Annotated in this window: 16 protein-coding genes; 9 read left to right on the forward strand and 7 right to left on the reverse strand. The window is 57.4% G+C overall.

All coding sequences use genetic code 11. The annotated features are described in order from the left end of the window. Positions 1–129 precede the first annotated feature (129 nt). The gene (locus IM303_RS19175) at positions 130–1,194 is read right to left on the reverse strand and encodes an AI-2E family transporter (RefSeq protein ID WP_028014023.1); all 1,065 of its coding nucleotides are present in this window, start codon (positions 1,192–1,194) and stop codon (positions 130–132) included. A gap of 221 nt (positions 1,195–1,415) precedes the next feature. Here IM303_RS19175 and bepA point away from each other — a divergent pair, with 221 nt between their 5' ends. Continuing rightward, positions 1,416–2,879 carry a beta-barrel assembly-enhancing protease gene (gene bepA, locus IM303_RS19180; protein WP_041908772.1) on the forward strand — a complete coding sequence of 488 codons (1,464 nt, stop codon included), beginning with the start codon at positions 1,416–1,418 and terminating at the stop codon, positions 2,877–2,879. A 13-nt stretch (positions 2,880–2,892) separates the two neighbouring features. Next, on the forward strand, positions 2,893–3,249 hold the full coding sequence (gene arsC, locus IM303_RS19185; protein ID WP_048999502.1) for an arsenate reductase (glutaredoxin): 357 nt from the start codon (positions 2,893–2,895) through the stop codon (positions 3,247–3,249). Here the strand turns inward: arsC and IM303_RS19190 are convergent. Further along, the gene (locus IM303_RS19190; RefSeq protein WP_041908768.1) at positions 3,246–4,070 is read right to left on the reverse strand and encodes a homeodomain-like domain protein; all 825 of its coding nucleotides are present in this window, start codon (positions 4,068–4,070) and stop codon (positions 3,246–3,248) included. The two genes, arsC and IM303_RS19190, sit on opposite strands and share 4 nt — an antisense overlap. Before the next feature lie 147 nt (positions 4,071–4,217). On the opposite strand from IM303_RS19190, the gene celB reads away from it, so the two are divergent. From celB to IM303_RS19205, 3 genes are read left to right on the forward strand one after another with little or no spacing between them, the layout of a single operon-like run. Continuing rightward, on the forward strand, positions 4,218–5,537 hold the full coding sequence (gene celB / locus IM303_RS19195; RefSeq protein ID WP_047368073.1) for a PTS cellobiose transporter subunit IIC: 1,320 nt from the start codon (positions 4,218–4,220) through the stop codon (positions 5,535–5,537). A 3-nt stretch (positions 5,538–5,540) separates the two neighbouring features. Next, positions 5,541–6,497, forward strand: coding sequence for a N(4)-(beta-N-acetylglucosaminyl)-L-asparaginase (locus IM303_RS19200; RefSeq protein ID WP_028014028.1), 957 nt, complete (start codon positions 5,541–5,543; stop codon positions 6,495–6,497). After that, complete coding sequence (locus tag IM303_RS19205; RefSeq protein WP_048999503.1) at positions 6,497–7,915, forward strand: M17 family metallopeptidase; 1,419 nt, start codon at positions 6,497–6,499, stop codon at positions 7,913–7,915. Before IM303_RS19200 ends, IM303_RS19205 begins: the two co-directional genes overlap by 1 nt. 76 nt (positions 7,916–7,991) lie before the next feature. Here the strand turns inward: IM303_RS19205 and IM303_RS19210 are convergent, their stop codons facing one another. The 4 genes from IM303_RS19210 to IM303_RS19225 all read right to left on the reverse strand — a co-directional run bounded on the left by IM303_RS19210 (position 7,992) and on the right by IM303_RS19225 (position 12,436). After that, a complete protein-coding gene (locus tag IM303_RS19210) occupies positions 7,992–8,693 on the reverse strand; it encodes a DnaA inactivator Hda (protein ID WP_211438414.1) in 702 nt (233 codons plus the stop codon). 96 nt (positions 8,694–8,789) lie between these two features. Beyond that, positions 8,790–10,079 carry a uracil permease gene (gene uraA / locus IM303_RS19215; protein ID WP_017692944.1) on the reverse strand — a complete coding sequence of 430 codons (1,290 nt, stop codon included), beginning with the start codon at positions 10,077–10,079 and terminating at the stop codon, positions 8,790–8,792. Between the two features lie 82 nt (positions 10,080–10,161). Then, positions 10,162–10,788: a uracil phosphoribosyltransferase gene (upp, locus tag IM303_RS19220; protein WP_008501641.1), complete on the reverse strand. Its 627-nt coding sequence runs from the start codon at positions 10,786–10,788 to the stop codon at positions 10,162–10,164. A 217-nt stretch (positions 10,789–11,005) separates the two neighbouring features. Beyond that, on the reverse strand, positions 11,006–12,436 hold the full coding sequence (locus tag IM303_RS19225) for a 6-phospho-beta-glucosidase (RefSeq protein WP_048999691.1): 1,431 nt from the start codon (positions 12,434–12,436) through the stop codon (positions 11,006–11,008). Between the two features lie 266 nt (positions 12,437–12,702). Here IM303_RS19225 and purM point away from each other — a divergent pair, with 266 nt between their 5' ends. The 4 genes from purM to ppx all read left to right on the forward strand — a co-directional run bounded on the left by purM (position 12,703) and on the right by ppx (position 18,164). Beyond that, complete coding sequence (gene purM / locus IM303_RS19230) at positions 12,703–13,740, forward strand: phosphoribosylformylglycinamidine cyclo-ligase (protein WP_048999689.1); 1,038 nt, start codon at positions 12,703–12,705, stop codon at positions 13,738–13,740. Beyond that, positions 13,737–14,378: a phosphoribosylglycinamide formyltransferase gene (gene purN, locus IM303_RS19235; RefSeq protein WP_028014032.1), complete on the forward strand. Its 642-nt coding sequence runs from the start codon at positions 13,737–13,739 to the stop codon at positions 14,376–14,378. The genes purM and purN overlap by 4 nt, the downstream gene beginning before the upstream one ends. A gap of 183 nt (positions 14,379–14,561) precedes the next feature. Beyond that, positions 14,562–16,622 (forward strand): polyphosphate kinase 1, encoded by a 2,061-nt coding sequence (gene ppk1, locus IM303_RS19240; protein ID WP_048999688.1) that lies wholly within the window; start codon positions 14,562–14,564, stop codon positions 16,620–16,622. A gap of 3 nt (positions 16,623–16,625) precedes the next feature. After that, a complete protein-coding gene (gene ppx / locus IM303_RS19245; protein WP_028014034.1) occupies positions 16,626–18,164 on the forward strand; it encodes an exopolyphosphatase in 1,539 nt (512 codons plus the stop codon). Positions 18,165–18,168: 4 nt separating this feature from the next. Here the strand turns inward: ppx and IM303_RS19250 are convergent, their stop codons facing one another. Next, positions 18,169–20,409, reverse strand: a complete 2,241-nt coding sequence (locus IM303_RS19250) for an EAL domain-containing protein (protein WP_048999686.1) — start codon at positions 20,407–20,409, stop codon at positions 18,169–18,171. Between the last annotated feature and the right edge of the window lie 112 nt (positions 20,410–20,521).

The raw sequence follows: 20,521 nt of genomic DNA on the forward strand, positions 1-20,521 counted from the left end.
CCACAGCCCCGAAAAAGGGCCAGTCAGAGTCTTAACTGACTGGCATTACAACCCAGGTTGCCGTTTTTAGTGTTTTCCCCCTCTCCCTGTGGGAGAGGGTCGGGGTGAGGGCATCAGGCCGCACAAAAACTACTTCTCTTCCACCGCAGGCACATCCGGCCACGCGTGCACCACCGCTTTAATCAGCGTCGCCAGCGGAATGGCAAAGAACACGCCCCAGAACCCCCACAGCCCGCCGAAAATCACCACCGACAGGATAATCACCAGCGGATGCAGGTTCACGGCCTCGGAGAACAGCACCGGCACCAGCAGGTTACCGTCCAGCCCCTGAATAATCAGGTATACCGCAAAGCAGCTCCAGAACTCCGTACCCAGACCAAACTGGAACAGCGCAACGCCCACCACCGGAATGGTTACCACAAACGCGCCGATATACGGGATCAGAACCGAAAATCCGACCAGCACCGCCAGCAGCAGCGAGTAGTTCAGGCCGAAGATCAGGAAGCCAATCCAGGTGGCGACTCCCACGACTATCATCTCCAGCACCTTGCCGCGAATGTAGTTGGTGATCTGCTGGTTCATCTCCTGCCAGACCTGCCCGGCCAGCCCGCGATTGCGCGGCAGCACGCGGCGTACCGCGTTCAGCATCTGCTCTTTGTCCTTGACCAGGAAGAACACCATTAGCGGCACGAGCACAAGATAGACGGCCAGCGTCAGCAGACCCACCAGCGAGGCCAGAGAGTATTTCACCACCGAATCGCCCATCGTCATGATGCGGGCGCGCATGTTTTCTGCCATCGCATCTATGATCCCCGCATCCATCAGCGCGGGGTAACGACGCGGCAGCGTGGCGGCGAAATCAGACAGCTTGTTCAACATCCCGGGCATATCGCGGATCAGGTAGATCCCCTGCTGCCAGGCAACCGGCATCACCACAAATGCCATCAGCAGCAGAATGCCGACAAACAGCACCAGCACGATGCTGGTCGCCCAGCGGCGCGAACAGCCGATATGTTCCAGGCGCGCCGTTGGCCACTCCAGCAGGTACGCGAGCACAATCGCCACCAGCAGAGGGGCGAGCAGGCCGCTGAAGAAGAACAGAATACCGAACCCGGCAACCAGAATAACCAGCAAAGCAATGGCTTCCGGGTCACTGAACCGACGCCGATACCACTGCATTAACATTTCGAGCATACAACCCTTCCCTGAATCGATTGGCGGGAGTGAGACGGTGAATTGTATCTAACTGTCACAAAAAAGACTTTCGCTTTTTGTATCCCTGTCACAATCCGCAAAAGCCTGATGAATGGGATTTTATTCATGCGGTAACACGGCTACACTCGCAGGGCAGCAGAGATGAACGATATGCCGGTTCATCGGTCAAATTAGCACCTCCAACATACAGGACAGTGGTTATGTTCAGGCAGTTGAGAAAAACACTGGTTGCAACACTGATTGCCGCAGTGACGGTCGGTCAGGTGTTGCCCGCTTTCGCTGACTCGTCCGATTCATTGCCGGACATGGGCACCACGGCAGGAAGCACGCTCTCTATCGGGCAAGAGATGCAGATGGGTGATTACTATGTGCGCCAGCTGCGCGGCAGCGCCCCGCTGATCAACGACCCTTTGCTGGTGCAGTACATTAACGGGCTGGGGATGCGCCTGGTGGCGCACGCCGACTCGGTAAAAACGCCCTTCCACTTCTATTTAATTAATAACGACGAAATCAACGCCTTCGCCTTCTTCGGCGGAAACGTGGTGCTGCATTCGGCGTTATTCCGTTACTCAGACAACGAAAGCCAGCTGGCTTCGGTAATGGCGCACGAAATTTCGCACGTTACCCAGCGCCACCTCGCGCGTGCAATGGAAGACCAGAAGCGTAACGCCCCGCTCACCTGGGTGGGCGCACTGGGCTCTATTCTGCTGGCGATGGCCAGCCCGCAGGCCGGGATGGCGGCCCTGACCGGTACGCTTGCGGGAACGCGTCAGGGGATGATCAGCTTCACCCAGCAAAACGAGCAGGAAGCTGACCGCATCGGCATTCAGGTTTTACAGCGCTCCGGCTTTGACCCGCAGGCCATGCCGAGCTTCCTGGAAAAACTGCTCGACCAGGCACGGTATTCTTCCCGTCCGCCGGAAATTTTGCTCACCCACCCGCTGCCGGAAAGCCGTCTCTCGGACGCACGCAACCGTGCCAACCAGATGCGCCCGGTGGTCGTGCAGTCTTCGCAGGACTTCTACATGGCGAAAGTAAGAACGCTCGGCATGTACAACTCCGGACGTAACCAGCTCACCAGCGATCTGCTGGATACCCTGGCGAAAGGCAACGTGCGGGAAAAAAATGCCGCGCAGTATGGTCAGGCGCTACAGGCGATGGAAGCCAGTAAATACGACGAGGCGCGTAAAGCGCTGCAGCCGCTGCTGGCAGCCGACCCGAACAATCCGTGGTATCTCGATCTCTCGACGGATATCGATCTGGGGCAGAAGAAAGCCACTGATGCGATTAACCGCCTGAAAGGGGCGAAAGACATACGGACCAACCCGGTGCTGCAGCTTAACCTGGCGAACGCTTATTTGCAGGGCGGTCAGCCTGCGCAGGCCGTGACCATTCTGAACCGCTACACGTTTAACAATAAAGACGACCAGAACGGCTGGGAGCTGCTCGCTCAGGCGCAGGGGCAACTGGGTAACCGCGATCAGGAACTGGCGGCGCGTGCTGAAGGGCTGGCGCTGGCGGGCCGTCTCGATCAGGCTATTTCCCTGCTCAGCAGCGCCAGCTCGCAGGTGAAGCTCGGCAGCCTGCAGCAGGCCCGCTACGACGCGCGCATCGACCAGCTGCGCGGCCTGCAACAACGCTTTAAGCCGTACGAGAAGATGTAATAAAGGAGAAGTCATGACAGACGCGGTACAAATTTACCATAACCCTCGCTGCTCCAAGAGCCGCGACACCCTCAGCCTGCTGAAATCTAACGGCATCGACCCGGAAGTGGTGCTGTATCTGGAGACGCCGCCGGACGCTCAGACGATCCGCGAGCTGCTGCACATGCTGGGGATGGGCAGCGCGCGCGAACTGATGCGTCAGAAAGAGGATCTGTATAAATCGCTTAATCTGGATGACAGCCGCCTCACCGAGGCTGAACTGGTACAGGCGATGGTCGACAATCCAAAGCTGATTGAGCGCCCGATTGTGGTGGCGAACGGCAAGGCGCGCATTGGCCGTCCGCCGGAAGAAGTGCTCGACATCCTCTAGTCCTTACGCCGCAGCGCTTCCAGAAACGCCTGCGGCGTACTCTCTCCCAGCTTTTTCTGCGTTTTGCCCCGGTTATAAAACTCGCACAGAGCGATCAACACCTCTCCCGCCGGTTCATCATTTACGCGAGGAATAACATCGCCTAATGGCACCGCCACCTGAAGCGCGTTGTGTTTTTGGGGATGCGTTTTTACAGCCACATCTTTTGCAGCCTCCGTCAGCTCAAAACCAAAAGTCTCAATAGATTGTATATCAGCAGGACAGTCATCAAGCAGCGCCCTCGTCCAGGTATTGAGCAACTGAGGCGACAGTCCCGCATAGAGCCGGGCATAACACCAGCCGCTCACCGGTTCGCGCGCCCAGAGCAGGTGTTGTTCGCCCCCATCGTCCATGTGCAGGGATAAAGGCAGATGATGGAGCATCAGCGTATGCGGCCGCATGCCAGCCTTCAGCGCTTTTATTCCCTGCAACGGCCCCCCTTTTAGCTTCGCGGAGGCCGGTTTGAGATAGCGATTTAGCGTTGCCCTTGAAACGCGGATCCCCAGCACGTCGTTAACCATCTGCAGCAGTTCATCTAACGGCGCCCCTGAGATGTCGCGCAGCGCATTCACCAGCGCCACCTGCTCCTGTCTCAACGCTTTGTGTATCACTTTTGGCGTGGTGTGGTTATCCGAAACCTGGTCGCGGTTGCGCCAGCGCCTGACGGTCGTGACCGAGATCCCCAGCTCAACGGCAAGCTCTCTGTCGCTTTTATCTGACTGTTGCAGATAGCGGCGGATGCGCGGCGTGGTGGTCGCATTGGCATGTAGTTTAATTTCCATCGCAACAATTCCGTTAACTAATCATATGAGATTTATATAACACAGGCGATTGCTTTGTGACCGGTTTCACCTTTCGCTCGCCGCGCTTCACTGATAATCCACAGACATAACATAAACAACACCCCTCAATCTTGTACGGAGTTCACAATGAACAATGTTCTGGGATTTCTTGAAGCAAAACTGATGCCCCTGGCGGCGAAAACGGCCCAGCAGCGTCATCTCGGGGCCATTCGCGGTGCCTACGTGTCATTCATGCCATTTATTATCGTCGGCTCCATTCTGCTGGTTATCTCCTCCTTCCCTAACCAGGCCTATCAGCAGTTTATGTCTCAGGCCTTTGGCGAGAGCTGGAGCGCGATTATTGAAATTCCATTCAACGCGGTGTTCTCCACCATGTCGCTGTTCATCAGCTTCCTGGTCGCCTTCCGCCTGGCGGAACACTACGGCGAGGACCGCATCTCCTGCGGCATTCTGGCGCTGGTCGCGTTTCTGATCCTGACGCCGTTTATTAAGGTGGCGGAAAATGGCGGGATTACCGTGATGCCGGTGGAGTGGATTGGCAGCAAAGGATTGTTCGTGGCGATGATCGGCTCGCTGCTCTGGACGGAGCTGTTCTGCTGGCTGAAGCGCAAAAATCTGGTCATTAAAATGCCGGACGGCGTGCCTCCTGCGGTGCAGGAGTCGTTCGCGGCGCTGATCCCCGCCCTGCTGGTGATGATTCTGGTACTGGGTATCCGCATCGTCTTCGAAAACACTCACTACAACACCATCCACCAGTTTATTTATGAAGTGGTTGCTACCCCGGTGCGCCACTACGGCACCTCCTATTTCGGTGCGCTGATGACCGTTTTCAGCATCACCATTCTCTGGTCAGTGGGCATTAACTCCGGCTCGATGATTAACGGCATCATTCGTCCGCTGTGGATGGAAAACCAGACCGACAACATCGCCGCTATCCAGGCGGGGACGACGCCGCCGCACATTATCACGGAACAGTTTTTTGACATGATCTGGATGGGCGGCGCGGGTGCTACGCTGTCGCTGGTGATTGCGATGCTGATTTTCGCCCGCAGTAAAAACATGCGCGAAGTGGCGCGCCTCGGCGCCGGGGCGTCGGTGTTTAACATCAACGAGCCGATTCTGTTTGGCCTGCCGGTGATCATGAACCCGATCATGCTTATTCCGTTCAACCTGGTGCCGCTGGTGCTGGTCACCGTGCAGTATGCGGCGATGAAGGTTGGCGCGGTCGCCGTCACCACCGGGGTGTTTATCCCCTGGACGCTGCCGCCGGTGATCAGCGGTTTTATCGTCACCGGACACCTGAGCGGCAGCGTGATGCAGCTGATCAACCTGCTGATTGGCGCCATGCTGTACCTGCCTTTCATGCGTATCGTGGACAAACAGTACCGCGCGGCGGAAATTGCCACCGTTACGCAAACCGACACCACCCTTGCAAAACAGGAGTAAAGCATGTGGGGAATTATCGCAACCTGGCGAATGGCGCTTGAAGGGGTAACGGAATCTGCGTCTGCCCTGGCGGCGGGAAAACCGGTCGCTACGGCGGTGGTTGATGCCGTCGCCGCCGTCGAAGACTTTCCGTTTTATAAATCCGTCGGCTACGGCGGGCTGCCGACCGAAAACGGCGAAGTCGAGCTGGATGCGGCATTCATGGACGGCGACACGCTGGCGTTCGGTGCCGTGGGGAACCTGGTGGATATCGCCAACCCGGTGCGCGTGGCGCACGCGCTCAGCCGCCAGCGCTACAACAGCCTGCTGGTCGGCCAGGGCGCGCGTGAATGGGCGCTAAGTCAGGGCTTTGCCGACAAAAGCATGCTCACCGAACGCGCCATGCAGCACTACCGCAAACGCTGCCGCGAGACGCTGGATAAAGGCTTAAGCCCGTACGACGGACACGACACCGTCGGCATTATCGGCCTCGATAAGCAGGGGTCGATGAGCGTTGCCACCTCCACCAGCGGCCTGTTTATGAAAAAACGCGGCCGCATTGGGGATTCGCCGATTATCGGCTCCGGCTTTTACTGCGACAGCGAAACCGGCGCGGCCACCGCTACGGGCGTCGGTGAAGATCTGATGAAAGGCTGCACGAGCTACGAAATCGTTCGTCGCATGGCGCAGGGTATGACGCCGCAGCAGGCGGCAGACTCCGTGGTGTTCGAGCTGGAAGACAAGCTGATGTCGCGCTTCGGTCGCGTGGGCGATCTCTCCGTGGTGTGCATGAACAACAGGGGCGAATTTGGCGCCGCCACTAACATCAAAACCTTCTCGTTTGTGGTGGCGACGGCCCGTCAGCCCCTCACCGTTTTTCGTACCGAGCGCCTGCGGGAGAAAACGCACTATCACGCCGTGGACGAAGAGTGGATGCAGGCCTACGCCGCGCGGATCCGCGCACCGATTGAGGAGTCATGATGATCGCGTATCAGTTTATCACCGCGCTTTCTGACGCGAAGCCACGAAGCCATTTAATCGCCCGCGTCTCCTGTGCGCAGTTGCCGCAAACCGCGCTTGTTGCGGAAATGCGTGACTCTGACGGCATCGCGAACACCCGCTTTGGCTGCGCGCCCTTTGCGCGCATCACCCTGCTGCCGGATGCGCTCTGGCATGACGCGCTCACTGAAGGCCTGCTTGCCGCCCTGCGACCGCTGTTTGCCTCTCCCATCAGCGCAGATATCGTGCTGGACGTGACGGATATCGACGAGGTGGTGCTGGCGCAGGTGCTGCGTTTTCTCTTTAATCAGGCGCACAGGCTGAGCGATTTACAGCTGAAAAAAACCAGTGAGTGCGTTCGTATTAAGCACATCACCGCCCTCTGCCTGCCGGAACAGCAGGCGAAGCTGGAAACAATTTTCCGCCAGCAGCAGGCCATCGCTCACGGCATGGTCGCAGCGCGTCGCCTGGCGGATATACCCTCCGATCGCTGTACGCCGCAGTTTATGGTCGAAGAGGCGCAAAAACTGTGTGCCGCCTACCCTGCCCTGCGCTGCGAGGTGCTGAACGAAAAGGCTATTGTTGAGCAAGGTCTTGGGCTGCTGAACGCCGTCGGCAAAGGGGCGACCTGTCCGCCACGTCTGCTGGCTATTCATTATGACGGCGTTTCTGACGGCCCGGTGCGCTGCTACGTAGGTAAAGGCATCACCTTCGATACCGGCGGCCTGTGGCTGAAGGAAGGCGCAGGCATGTACACCATGAAATACGACATGTGCGGTGCGGCCAACGTGCTGGGGCTGGTGCTGACCGTAGCAGAGCTGGCGCTGCCCGTACGCATCATGGGCGTGCTGGCGCTGGCGGAAAACGCCATCGGACCGGACGCCATGCAGCCCGGCTCGGTAGCAACGGCCTGCAACGGCATGACGGTTGAAATCAACAACACCGACGCCGAAGGCCGACTGGTGCTGGCGGATGCCATCGCCTGGGCCAGCCAGCGCCATCCGCAGGCGCGCTATATCATTGATATGGCGACCTTAACCGGTGCGGTGGTGAAAGCGCTGGGGTATGAGCTGAGCGGGCTGATGACGCAGGACGAGCCGCTGCGCGCCGCGCTGACGCAGGCGGGTAAGCGGAGCGGTGACGAAGTGTGGTCCCTGCCGCTGGACGCGCGGCTGAAAAAGCAGACCGACAGCGCGATTGCCGATCTGTGCAACACCCCGACAAACAACGCGGCAATCAGCGCGTCGGCGGCGTGGTTGCTGCACCATTTTTGCCCGCAGACGATCCCGTGGGCGCATCTGGACATCAGCGGCACGGCGCTGTGGCGCGAGAACGGCAGGAGCGTGGCGTCGGGAAGGCCGATTCCGCTGCTGGTGGAGCACTTGGTGGGGGATCTTTAGCCCGGTGGCGCTGCGCTTACCGGGCCTACGGACGCCATATGTAGGCCGGGTAAGGCGCAGCCGCCACCCGGCATAACTACAGCTTAAGAATATCTTTCACAAACGGAATGGTCAGCTTGCGCTGGGCGGTAATGGAGGCGCGATCGAGCTGATCGAGCGTATCAAACAGGGTGCGCATCTCGCGGTCCAGACGCTTGAGCAGGAAACGGCCCACGTCTTCCGGCAGCTCAAAGCCGCGCTGCTTTGCTCGCAGCTGTAACGCCTGCAGCTTATCTTCATCTGATAGCGGCTGGAGCTTGTAGATTTGTCCCCAGTCCAGACGAGACGCCAGATCCGGCAGCCCAAGATTAAGCTGGCGCGGCGGACGATCGCCGGTGATCAGCAGCCGGGTTTTGCCCGACTCCAGAATGCGGTTGTAGAGGTTAAAGATCGCCATTTCCCACGGCTCGTCCCCCGCCACGCATTCGATATTATCGATGCAGACCAGCGAGAGATGTTCCATGCCCTCAAGCACTTCAGGCACAAACCAGGTACGTTTATCCAGCGGCACATAGCCGACCGCATCGCCGCGCGCCGAAAGCTCGGCACAGGCGGCATGCAGCAGGTGGCTGCGCCCCGCGCCTTCGCGTGACCAGATATAGATGTATCCGCTGTGATCCTGACGCAGCACGTTTTGCAGTGCAGCCAGTAAAGAGGGGTTATCACCCGGCCAGAAACTCGCAAAAGTTTCGTCGTCAGGGAGATAGAGTGGCAGAGAGAGCTGTGCCGGTCCGTTCAGAAATACCTCAACCAGAGATCTTACATAAAATCGGCGATGAGTTTAACACGGAACCTGCCAGGAGAGAACCGGGCGATCCTTCGCCCAGTTAATGGATCAGTGTGGGGCTTTTTCGCTTTCGTCAGCGTCCAGCACCACCTCTTCCGGGCGGATCACCGAGATCAGCTTGAAAATCAGGCTCAGGCCCACGCCCACGATGGTCGCCAGCGCCATGCCCTTCAGCTCGGCCGCACCGATGTGCACCTTCGCGCCGCTCACGCCGATGATCAGGATAACGGAGGTCAGGATCAGGTTTTGCGCCTTGCTGTAATCCACTTTGGATTCAATCAGCACGCGAATACCGGAGGCACCGATCACGCCGTACAACAGCAGAGAAACGCCGCCCATCACCGGCACAGGAATGATCTGAATCGCTGCCGCCAGCTTGCCCACGCAGGAGAGCAGAATGGCGATGATCGCCGCGCCGCCGATAACCCAGGTACTGTAGACGCGGGTAATCGCCATCACGCCGATGTTTTCACCGTAGGTGGTGTTTGGCGTGGAACCGAAGAAACCGGAGATGATGGTGGAGAAACCGTTGGCAAACATGGAGCGGTGCAGACCCGGGTCGCGGATCAGGTCGCGCTTCACAATGTTCGCCGTCACCACCAGGTGGCCAACGTGCTCCGCAATTACCACCAGCGCGGCAGGCAGAATGGTGAAAATGGCGAACCATTCAAAGCGTGGGGTGTAGAAAGTTGGCAGCGCGAACCAGTGCGCCTCGGCAATCGGGGTGGTATCCACAACGCCCATGACGAAGGAGAGCGCGTAGCCCGCCAGCACGCCGATCAGGATCGGGATAATCGCCATAAAACCGCGGAACAGCACGGAGCCAAATACCGTCACGCCCAGCGTCACCAGTGAGATGATAATGGTTTTGGAGTCCGGCGACTGGCCGTCCGCAGGCAGCAGGCCGGCCATATTCGCCGCCACGCCCGCCAGCTCCAGGCCGATAACGGCAACGATGGCGCCCATCGCCGCAGGCGGGAACATCACGTCCAGCCAGCCGGTACCGGCTTTCTTCACAATGAAGGAAACCAGGCAGAACAGCACGCCGCACATGATAAAGCCGCCCAGCGCCACTTCATACCCCAGGGGCAGCAGCAACAGCACCGGCGAGATAAAAGCAAAGCTCGACCCCAGATACGCCGGGATTTTGCCTTTACAGATAAAGAGGTACAGCAGCGTCCCGATGCCGTTGAACAGCAGCACGGTAGCCGGGTTAATGTGAAACAGGATTGGCACCAGCACGGTTGCGCCAAACATAGCGAACAGGTGCTGCAAACTAAGCGGGATAGTCTGTAAAAGCGGCGGTCTTTCACTCACCCCGATAGCACGGCGCGTCATAGTGTTTTCCTCTGTGTAGTATTGTTGGTTTTTATTCAAAAAAAAGCCGACTATCAAAGTCGGCTTATTTATCGTTATTCGATTATTTCGTACCAAAGATCTTATCGCCGGCATCGCCGAGCCCCGGGATGATGTACCCGTGCTCGTTCAGCCCCTGGTCGATAGAGGCGGTGTACAGCTCAACGTCCGGGTGCGCTTTTTCCAGCGCCGCGATCCCTTCCGGAGCAGCAACCAGAACCAGCACCTTAATGCTGCTGCAGCCCGCTTTTTTCAGCAGATCGATGGTGGCGATCATTGAACCGCCGGTCGCCAGCATTGGGTCAACCACCAGCGCCATGCGCTCGTCGATGTTAGAGACCAGCTTCTGGAAGTAAGGTACCGGCTCCAGCGTCTCTTCGTTACGGTAGATACCGACCACGCTGATGCGCGCGCTCGGTACGTGCTCCAGCACGCCTTCCATCATGCCAAGACCGGCACGCAGGATAGGCACTACGGTAATTTTCTTACCTTTGATCTGCTCAACCTGCACCGGGCCGTTCCAGCCTTCGATGGTCACTTTTTCTGTTTCCAGATCGGAGGTTGCTTCGTAGGTCAGCAGGCTGCCCACTTCAGAAGCCAGTTCGCGAAAACGCTTCGTGCTGATGTCATGCTCACGCATCAGGCCCAACTTGTGTTTAACGAGTGGGTGTTTCACTTCCACAATCTTCATTCTCTTTCTCCTCTGAGGTGGCATCCGCAAAAAAATCGCGGGATTATACCGCTTTTTTCGGATTGCGCCATACCCAACTTGCTTGACGTATATCAATCAAAAACAAAAAAACCGGAGGCTGGGCTCCGGCTTGGGTGCGGGGTCTTGCCCGGTGGCGCTGCGCTTACGCGGGCCTACGTGTATTGTAGGTCGGGTAAGCGTTAGCGCCACCCGACAATTAGAGGTTATCGCCGTTGCTCGCAATCACCTGCTTATACCAGTCGAACGATTTCTTCTTGCTGCGGTTCAGGGTGCCGTTACCTTCGTTATCTTTATCGACAAAGATAAAGCCGTAGCGTTTTTTCATTTCGCCCGTTCCGGCAGACACCAGGTCGATACAGCCCCACGGGGTATAGCCCATCAGATCCACGCCATCCTCCACCACCGCTTTTTTCATCTCGCGGATGTGTGCGGAAAGGTAATCGATGCGGTACTGGTCGTTCACCGTGCCGTCGCTCTCCTGCACGTCGATCGCGCCAAAGCCGTTCTCAACGATAAACAGCGGCAGCTGGTAGTGATCCCAGAACCAGTTCAGGGAGTAGCGCAGCCCGACCGGATCAATCTGCCAGCCCCAGTCGGATTTCTGCACGTACGGGTTGGAGACCAGGCTCTTGCTCTCGTCGTAGTCCAGCGCCGGGTTATCTGCCGTCGCTTTGGTGGCGAAAGACATGTAGTAGCTGAACCCGATGTAATCCACGCAGCCCTGCTTCAGCGCGGCTTTATCTTCTTCGGTGATATCCAGCGCGAAGCCGCGACGCTCGAAGTAGTTGAGCAGATGCTGCGGATATTTGCCGCGCACGTGCACGTCGGTGAACCAGTAGCGACGGTGCATGGCGTTCATCGCCATCATCATGTCGTCCGGCGCACAGGTCAGCGGGTAGATAGGGCACATGGCAATCATGCAGCCGATCTGCAGCGACGGGTTAATCTCGCGGCCCGCCTTCACCGCCAGGGCGCTGGCCACCAGTTCGTAGTGCGCCGCCTGGAACATCACCGGCTCGCGGTCTTCACCTGGCGCGTACTTCAGCCCGGAGTTGGTAAATGGCGCAAAGTCTTCGTGGAAGTTGGCCTGGTTGTTGATCTCGTTAAAGGTCATCCAGTACTTCACTTTATGCTGGTAGCGCTCAAAAACGACCTTTGCAAAACGCACGAAGAAGTCGATCAGCTTACGGTTGCGCCAGCCGCCGTATTCCGTCACCAGGTGGAACGGCATCTCGAAGTGGGAAAGCGTAATAACCGGTTCAATGCCGTACTTCAGGCATTCGTCGAACAGATCGTCATAGAATTTCAGGCCTGCCTCGTTCGGCTCCAGCTCGTCGCCTTTCGGGAAGATACGCGTCCAGGCGATGGAGGTACGAAAGCATTTGAACCCCATCTCGGCAAAGAGTTTGATGTCTTCTTTATAACGGTGGTAGAAGTCGATAGCCTCATGGTTAGGGTAGTTTTTCCCCTCCAGCACGCCGTTGGTGATTTCACGCGGCACGCCGTGGGCGCCCGCGGTCATGACGTCGGCAACGCTTACGCCCTTACCGCCCTCTTTCCAGCCGCCCTCAAGCTGGTGCGCCGCAACGGCCCCACCCCACAGAAAATCTACTTTGAATCCTGACATTCGCTTTCCCTCATTCTGCGTTATTTTCTGCAAAAACAATTACAGAAACCGGTTTCAGTTCGATGATGTGCAAAGGTGATATTCGTTGCAAGCAGATCGCCGAAACCGGTTTCATTTTCGTGAACGGAGTCAAGTTTGGCTGCATTTACGGGCTATACAGAAAAAAAGATCCCCACGTCCAGAATAGGCTCGCAAACGTTTGCCTGGACTGTTAGAATTGCGCCGATTTTTCTTACTAGCTATGCAATCGCGTGGGGATTTAAGCCGTGACCAACAAAACTTCTCTCAGCTACAAAGATGCCGGTGTTGATATTGACGCAGGTAATGCGCTGGTTGACCGAATCAAAGGTGTGGTGAAGAAAACCCGCCGCCCGGAAGTGATGGGTGGTCTGGGTGGATTCGGCGCACTGTGCGCGCTGCCGCAAAAATATCGTGAACCTGTTCTGGTCTCGGGTACTGACGGCGTAGGCACCAAGCTGCGCCTGGCGATGGATTTAAAACGTCACGACACGATCGGTATCGATCTGGTTGCGATGTGTGTGAACGACCTGGTGGTTCAGGGCGCAGAGCCGCTGTTCTTCCTCGATTACTACGCGACCGGCAAACTTGATGTGGATACCGCAGCCAGCGTCATTAACGGTATCGCCGAAGGCTGTCTGCAGTCCGGCTGTGCGCTGGTGGGCGGTGAAACCGCTGAAATGCCGGGCATGTACCACGGCGAAGATTATGACGTCGCGGGCTTCTGCGTCGGCGTAGTAGAAAAATCAGAAATTATCGACGGCAGCAAAGTGGCCGATGGCGATGTGCTGATCGCGCTGGCCTCCAGCGGCCCGCACTCTAATGGCTACTCTCTGGTGCGTAAAATCCTCGAAGTAAGCGGCTGCGATCCGCTGACCACCGAGCTGGACGGCAAACCGCTGGCTGACCACCTGCTGGCCCCAACCCGCATCTACGTGAAAAACGTGCTGGAGCTTATCGAGCACGTTGACGTTCACGCTATTGCTCACCTGACCGGCGGCGGCTTCTGGGAAAACATCCCGCGCGTGCTGCCGGACAACACCCAGGCGGTGATCGACGAATCCTCATGGCAGTGGCCAGCCGTCTTTAACTGGCTGCAGACTGCAGGCAACGTGAGCTCTCACGAAATGTACCGCACCTTTAACTGCGGCGTGGGCATGGTTATCGCCCTGCCGGCAAGCGAAGCGGATAAAGCGGTTAAGCTGCTGACCGAGAAAGGTGAAAACGCGTGGAAAATCGGTACGATTAAAGCCTCCGATTCCGAACAGCGTGTGGTCATTGAATGAAAAACATCGTGGTGCTCATTTCCGGCAACGGAAGCAATTTGCAGGCCATCATAGACGCCTGCAAACAGAAGAAAATCAATGGCACCATTCGGGCAGTTTTCAGCAACAAGGCCGACGCGTTCGGCCTTGAGCGCGCGCGGGAAGCGAACATTCCCGCTCACGCGCTGGAAGCCAGCCAGTTCGCCGGACGTGAAGCCTTTGACCGCGAGCTGGTGCAGGAGATTGACGCCTACGCGCCCGACCTTGTGGTGCTGGCGGGCTATATGCGTATTCTGAGCCCGGCCTTCGTCGAACACTACGCCGGTCGACTGCTGAATATTCACCCTTCCCTGCTGCCAAAATATCCCGGCCTGCATACCCATCGTCAGGTGCTGGAAAACGGTGACGAGGAGCACGGTACCTCCGTCCATTTCGTGACCGACGAGCTGGACGGTGGCCCGGTGATCCTGCAGGCGAAAGTCCCGGTCTTTGACGGCGACAACGAAGACGACGTGACCGAACGCGTGCAGACGCAGGAGCACGCCATTTACCCGCTGGTGGTAAGCTGGTTTGTCGACGGGCGTCTGGAGATGCGCGACGGCGCAGCCTGGCTGGACGGCGTGAAGTTGCCCCCGCAGGGTTATGCGGCCGAAGAGTAGTTTGCTATGTCGGGTGGCGCTTCGCTTACCCGATATTCCCTCCCCCAACCCGCTAAATTCCTCAACAAAAAAAATAACTGTCATACTTTTCTGGCACTGTTGGACATATCGTGGAAATGCTCGCCATAATAAGGACGAGACGGATTTACCACGTCCTGTGATTGAACTGGAGTGTGAGCTGTAATGGGTCAGGAAAAGTTATATATCGAGAAAGAGCTAAGCTGGTTAGCATTTAACGAACGTGTACTCCAGGAAGCGGCAGACAAAAGTAACCCGCTGATCGAACGCATGCGTTTTTTAGGCATTTATTCCAACAACCTGGATGAGTTCTACAAGGTTCGCTTTGCCGAGCTGAAAAGACGCATCATCATCAGCGAAGAACAGGGCTTAAACTCGCACTCGCGGCATCTGCTGGGCAAAATCCAGTCCCGCGTGCTGAAAGCCGATCAGGAATTTGACGGCCTGTATAACGAACTGCTGCTGGAGATGGCGCGCAATCAAATCTTCCTGATTAACGAACGTCAGCTTTCCGTTAACCAACAAAACTGGCTGCGCCACTACTTTAAACAGTACCTGCGCCAGCACATTACCCCGATTCTCATCAACCGCGAAACCGATCTGGTGCAGTTCCTGAAGGATGACTACACCTACCTGGCGGTGGAAATTATTCGCGGTGAATCCATCCGTTATGCCCTGCTGGAGATCCCGTCCGACAAGGTGCCGCGCTTCGTGAACCTGCCGCCAGAAACCCCGCGCAGACGCAAGCCGATGATCCTGCTGGATAACATCCTGCGCTACTGTCTGGACGACATTTTCAAAGGCTTCTTCGATTACGATGCGTTAAACGCCTACTCGATGAAGATGACCCGTGACGCCGAATATGACCTGGTGCACGAGATGGAGGCCAGCCTGATGGAGCTGATGTCCTCCAGCCTGAAACAGCGCCTGACGGCTGAGCCGGTGCGCTTTGTCTATCAGCGCGACATGCCGGACGCCATGGTGGAGATGCTGCGTGAGAAGCTGACCATTTCGCGCTATGACTCCATTGTGCCGGGGGGCCGTTACCACAACTTTAAAGACTTCATTGGCTTCCCGAACGTTGGCAAAGCCAATCTGGTGAACAAACCGCTGCCGCGCCTGCGTCATATCTGGTTCGATAAGTTCCGCAACGGATTCGACGCCATCCGCGAGCGCGACGTGCTGCTCTACTACCCGTACCACACCTTTGAACACGTGCTGGAGCTGCTGCGTCAGGCCTCGTTCGACCCGAGCGTGCTGGCGATCAAAATCAACATTTACCGCGTGGCAAAAGATTCCCGCATCATCGATGCGATGATCCACGCGGCACACAACGGAAAAAAAGTCACCGTGGTGGTTGAGCTGCAGGCGCGCTTCGACGAAGAGGCGAACATTCACTGGGCGCGCCGCCTGACGGAAGCGGGCGTGCACGTGATCTTCTCCGCGCCGGGTCTGAAAATTCACGCCAAACTGTTCCTGATCTCGCGTAAAGAGGGTGATGACGTGGTGCGCTATGCCCACATCGGCACCGGGAACTTTAACGAAAAAACCGCGCGGATTTATACCGACTACTCGCTCTTAACCGCTGACGCCCGCATTACCAACGAAGTGCGCCGGGTCTTTAACTTTATCGAAAACCCGTACCGCCCGGTCAGCTTCGACTATCTGCTGGTCTCACCGCAGAACTCGCGCCGCCTGCTGTACGATATGATCGATAAAGAGATCGCCAATGCCCAGAAAGGCTTGTCGTCCGGCATCACGCTGAAGCTTAACAACCTGGTCGATAAAGGGCTGGTGGACAGGCTGTATGCGGCGTCCAGCTCCGGCGTGCCGGTTAACCTGCTGATCCGCGGCATGTGCTCGCTTATTCCGGAACTGGAAGGCATCAGCGACAATATTCGCGTTATCAGCATCGTTGACCGCTACCTGGAGCACGATCGGGTCTATATTTTCGATAATGCGGGCGATAAACAGGTCTATCTCTCTTCGGCAGACTGGATGACGCGCAATATTGACTATCGAATTGAAGTCGCGACGCCGCTGCTGGATCCGCGTCTGAAACAGCGTATCCTCGACATTATCGAGATCCTGTTCAGCGATACGGTGAAGGCGCGCTATATCGACAAAGAACTCAGTAACCGCTACGTACCGCGCGGCAACCGCCGTAAAGTGCGGTCACAGCTGGCGATTTACGACTATATCAAATCACTCGAGCAACCCGATTAACCTATGCCGATAAATGATAAGACCCCACGCCCGCAGGAATACGCCGCGGTCGATCTTGGCTCTAACAGTTTTCACATGGTCATCGCCCGTGAGGTGGATGGCGCGCTGCAGATCATCGGTCGTCTGAAGCAGCGCGTACACCTGGCGGATGGGCTTGATGAGCGCAGCATGCTCAGCGAAGAGGCGATGGAGCGCGGTTTAAACTGCCTGTCGCTGTTTGCCGAACGCCTGCAGGGCTTCTCGCCCTCCAGCGTTTGCATCGTGGGGACCCACACGCTGCGCCAGGCGCTGAACGCGCCGGAGTTCCTCAAGCGGGCCGAAAAAGTGATCCCCTACCCGATTGAGATCATCTCCGGAAACGAGGAGGCGCGTCTGATTTTCATGGGCGTTGAACATACCCAGCCGGAAAAAGGGCGCAAGCTGGTGATCGACATCGGCGGTGGTTCTACGGAGCTGGTGATCGGCGAAGACTTTGAGCCGCGCCTGGTGGAGAGCCGTCGCATGGGCTGCGTCAGCTTCGCGCAGATGTACTTCCCCGGCGGCACCATTACCCGTGAAAACTTCCAGCGGGCGAAAATGGCTGCGATCCAGAAGCTGGAGAATCTGGCCTGGCAGTACCGCATTCAGGGCTGGAACGTGGCGCTGGGCGCGTCGGGCACCATCAAGGCGGCGCATGAAGTGCTGCTGGCGATGGGTGAAAAAGACGGTTTTATCACGCCTGAACGCCTGACCCTGCTGACCGAAGAGGTGCTGAAGCATAAAAGTTTTGACGCCCTAAGCCTGCCGGGGCTTTCCGACGAGCGTAAGGCAGTCTTCGTGCCGGGCCTGGCTATTCTCTGCGGCGTGTTTGACGCCCTGGCGATTAAAGAGCTGCGCCTTTCCGACGGCGCGCTGCGTGAGGGGGTGCTGTATGAGATGGAGGGCCGCTTCCGCCATCAGGACATTCGCAGCCGCACCGCGCAGAGCCTGGCCAACCAGTACAACATCGACCGCGAGCAGGCGAAGCGCGTGCTGGAAACCACGGTGCAGATGTACGAGCAGTGGCAGGAGCAGAACCCCAAGCTGGCGCACCCGCAGCTTGCCGCGCTGCTGAAATGGGCCGCAATGCTGCACGAGGTGGGGCTGAACATCAACCACAGCGGGATGCACCGCCATTCAGCGTATATTCTGCAAAACAGCGATCTGCCCGGCTTCAATCAGGAGCAGCAAACCATGATGGCGACCCTGGTGCGCTATCACCGTAAAGCCATCAAGCTCGACGATCTGCCGCGCTTCACGCTGTTTAAGAAAAAGCAGTTCCTGCCGCTTATTCAGCTGCTGCGCCTGGGCGTGCTGCTGAACAATCAGCGTCAGGCCACCACCACACCGCCGACGCTGAAGCTGAAAACCGACGATCACCACTGGACGCTGAGCTTCCCGCACGACTGGTTCAGCCAGAACGCGCTGGTCCTGCTGGACCTGGAAAAAGAGCAGCAGTACTGGGAAGCGGTCACCGGCTGGATGCTCAAAATCGAGGAAGATAGCGCCGACGTCGCCGCGTAACGGCTCAGGCGTCCGCCGTGGACGCCTCTGCTTCCAGCAGTGACTCAAGCGGTGCCGGTCTGCCAATCAGATAGCCCTGCACATAATCAATGCCTAGCGCGTGCACCGCGCTACGTATCTCTTCGGTCTCGACATATTCCGCCACCACCAGCATCTTCTTCATGCGCGCCAGATGACAGATAGAGGCCACAATCTGGTAATCCAGACTGTTGTTGACGATATTGCGGATGAAATCGCCGTCGATTTTGAGAATGTCTGCATCCACGCTTTTCAGCCGCGCATAGCTCGCATAGCCGGTACCAAAATCATCGATCGCAATGCGTACCCCCATTTTCTGCAGCTGCCGCAGAATATGGAGCCCCTGCTCCGCGTTGCAGAAGGTGCTGCACTCCGTCACTTCAAAGATCAGCTGCCACGGCTCAATGGCATATTTCGCCAGCAGGCGACTCACCTCAAGCGGGAACTGCACCCGACACACCGTTGAAGGGGCCAGATTAATGGCAAAGCGCTGGCCGGGTAGCCTTTCGCGATGCGCGGCGAGGAAGCGCAGCGTATGCTCCAGCACCCACAAATCCACCCGCGAAGAGAGGCCAAACTCCTGGGCTATCGGCAGGAATTGTTCAGGGGAGATCAACAGCCCGTTTGCATCAGTCATCCGCAGCAAGACCTCATGATACCTATCGCCACGCAGGCCGCGTACGGGCTGAACGAGCAGCGTGAATGCGTTGTTATCCAGCGCACGCTGCAGGCGACTCATCACCGCGACTTTATCCTTCAGGCTGCGCTGCAGATGGACGGCGCCGCGCTGCTGAAGATTTTCCGGGTGGTTAGAGGAGAGCGACAGATCGGCCACCACCCCCAGCTCACCCAGCACCAGATAGAGGTGGTTAACCGGCGAACGCACATAGCAGTAGCTCACCCCCACCTGCGGCTGCAGCGGCATGCCGTCCCAGACAAAGCGGAACTGCTTGATGTGCTCGTCCAGGGTTTCAATCCGCTGCTGGTGCGATTCGGCATTTAGGCGAACCGCCATGTCACAGCCCGTCAGGTGATAGACCTGCTCATTGGGCTGGAGCGTGCCGTTAACCCATTGCGCCAGCTGCTGTTTGTACTGAATGCGCAGTAACACGCCATAGTTACGGCCCAGAATTTCAAGCTCCGGAACGCGGAGTAAACAGAGCGCCGACCACGGGTTTTTTGCCAGATCTCGCGAAAGCGCCCGCAGGTTAGGCATATGCAGAACCGGGTCGAGCAGCGCCAGCCTGCGGGAGCGTTTGTTCACCGCCCGCTGCCGGGTCGCCAGCATCGACATGTAAATCACCACAAACGAGAAGACCAGATAGCTGGAAGAGGTGATTGCCAGCTGAATGTCGTACCCCTGGTTCACGGGGATATAGCGGTAAAAATAGTGAATAGACACCAGCAGTATCGGGATCCAGATAAGCGAAATCAGCTTATAGCCAAAGCGCATCGCTCCCCAGAGCATCACCGGCATCAGCAGCGACAGGGTGTAGTTAGTGGTGAAAATCGAACTGTTTTCATTCATCGGCAGCAGCAGGAGCGAAAGCAGCCCGGCAAGCGCAATGGCCCAAATCAGAAACTCAGCGCGGGTCACCTTTTTGTCTATCTGGGTACGGATCTGCGAGATGAGGCTTTTGAGATAGCGCGGATGACGAATCAGGCGGATCAGCAGATAACTTAACGGCACGCCCGTCAGACCGCTGACCAGCAAGGCCTGATAGTTGATCAGCGTGCGAATGTTGAGGGGGTTAAGCCCTGCCAGGCTGTGGCGACTCTCATACACGCCCAAATACACCGCAAACTGGAACAACAGCAGAAACAGCGTCGCGGGGCAGAAGGCCTGCCAGAAGATGCGCTGCGCCATTAGCCGTACGTCGCCGTACGCCGTCATATTGCGTCTGGGCGCAAACACCCGGTAGCCGCCCCAGCTAAGCACTATAGGGACAATAAAATGGAGCACGCCGGCGACGGTTTCAAACATCCCGACCGACGGGTAATAGCGGATAAACAGCGACAACACGATCCCGGGAAGGGCTTCCAGACCAAAAAACATCATCAGCGAAAGCAAAAACGAGAGCGGTAAATAATAAAGTGCCGCTATCCCGTCGCCCAGGTGCGTGAACGTATTCGCCACGCTCAGTACGGGAAGTAAAACCACCGGTAAAATAAGCGGCAATACCCACCAGCGGTGTTGATTCTTTTTCAGGAAAGCAAAAATGTTCATAGATGCCCGGTTAAACCCCTTTTTCTCCAGAAGGAAAATAATGACAGGCATCCAACCTGACCTGGCGCCGCCCGGCGACGTGCGGGGCGAACGGTATGGAGGAGGGATTTTA

Origin of the sequence: Enterobacter cloacae complex sp. P38RS, from assembly GCF_014930775.1 — a bacterium.
Lineage (GTDB): Bacteria > Pseudomonadota > Gammaproteobacteria > Enterobacterales > Enterobacteriaceae > Enterobacter > Enterobacter bugandensis.

Excerpts from the sequence above, each read along its gene's own strand:
- IM303_RS19175 (WP_028014023.1), bottom strand. The coding sequence starts at position 1,194 with ATGCTCGAAATGTTAATGCAGTGGTATCGGCGTCGGTTCAGTGACCCG.
- bepA (WP_041908772.1), top strand. The coding sequence starts at position 1,416 with ATGTTCAGGCAGTTGAGAAAAACACTGGTTGCAACACTGATTGCCGCA.
- arsC (WP_048999502.1), top strand. The coding sequence starts at position 2,893 with ATGACAGACGCGGTACAAATTTACCATAACCCTCGCTGCTCCAAGAGC.
- IM303_RS19190 (WP_041908768.1), bottom strand. The coding sequence starts at position 4,070 with ATGGAAATTAAACTACATGCCAATGCGACCACCACGCCGCGCATCCGC.
- celB (WP_047368073.1), top strand. The coding sequence starts at position 4,218 with ATGAACAATGTTCTGGGATTTCTTGAAGCAAAACTGATGCCCCTGGCG.
- IM303_RS19200 (WP_028014028.1), top strand. The coding sequence starts at position 5,541 with ATGTGGGGAATTATCGCAACCTGGCGAATGGCGCTTGAAGGGGTAACG.
- IM303_RS19205 (WP_048999503.1), top strand. The coding sequence starts at position 6,497 with ATGATCGCGTATCAGTTTATCACCGCGCTTTCTGACGCGAAGCCACGA.
- uraA (WP_017692944.1), bottom strand. The coding sequence starts at position 10,079 with ATGACGCGCCGTGCTATCGGGGTGAGTGAAAGACCGCCGCTTTTACAG.
- upp (WP_008501641.1), bottom strand. The coding sequence starts at position 10,788 with ATGAAGATTGTGGAAGTGAAACACCCACTCGTTAAACACAAGTTGGGC.
- IM303_RS19225 (WP_048999691.1), bottom strand. The coding sequence starts at position 12,436 with ATGTCAGGATTCAAAGTAGATTTTCTGTGGGGTGGGGCCGTTGCGGCG.
- purN (WP_028014032.1), top strand. The coding sequence starts at position 13,737 with ATGAAAAACATCGTGGTGCTCATTTCCGGCAACGGAAGCAATTTGCAG.
- ppk1 (WP_048999688.1), top strand. The coding sequence starts at position 14,562 with ATGGGTCAGGAAAAGTTATATATCGAGAAAGAGCTAAGCTGGTTAGCA.
- ppx (WP_028014034.1), top strand. The coding sequence starts at position 16,626 with ATGCCGATAAATGATAAGACCCCACGCCCGCAGGAATACGCCGCGGTC.
- IM303_RS19250 (WP_048999686.1), bottom strand. The coding sequence starts at position 20,409 with ATGAACATTTTTGCTTTCCTGAAAAAGAATCAACACCGCTGGTGGGTA.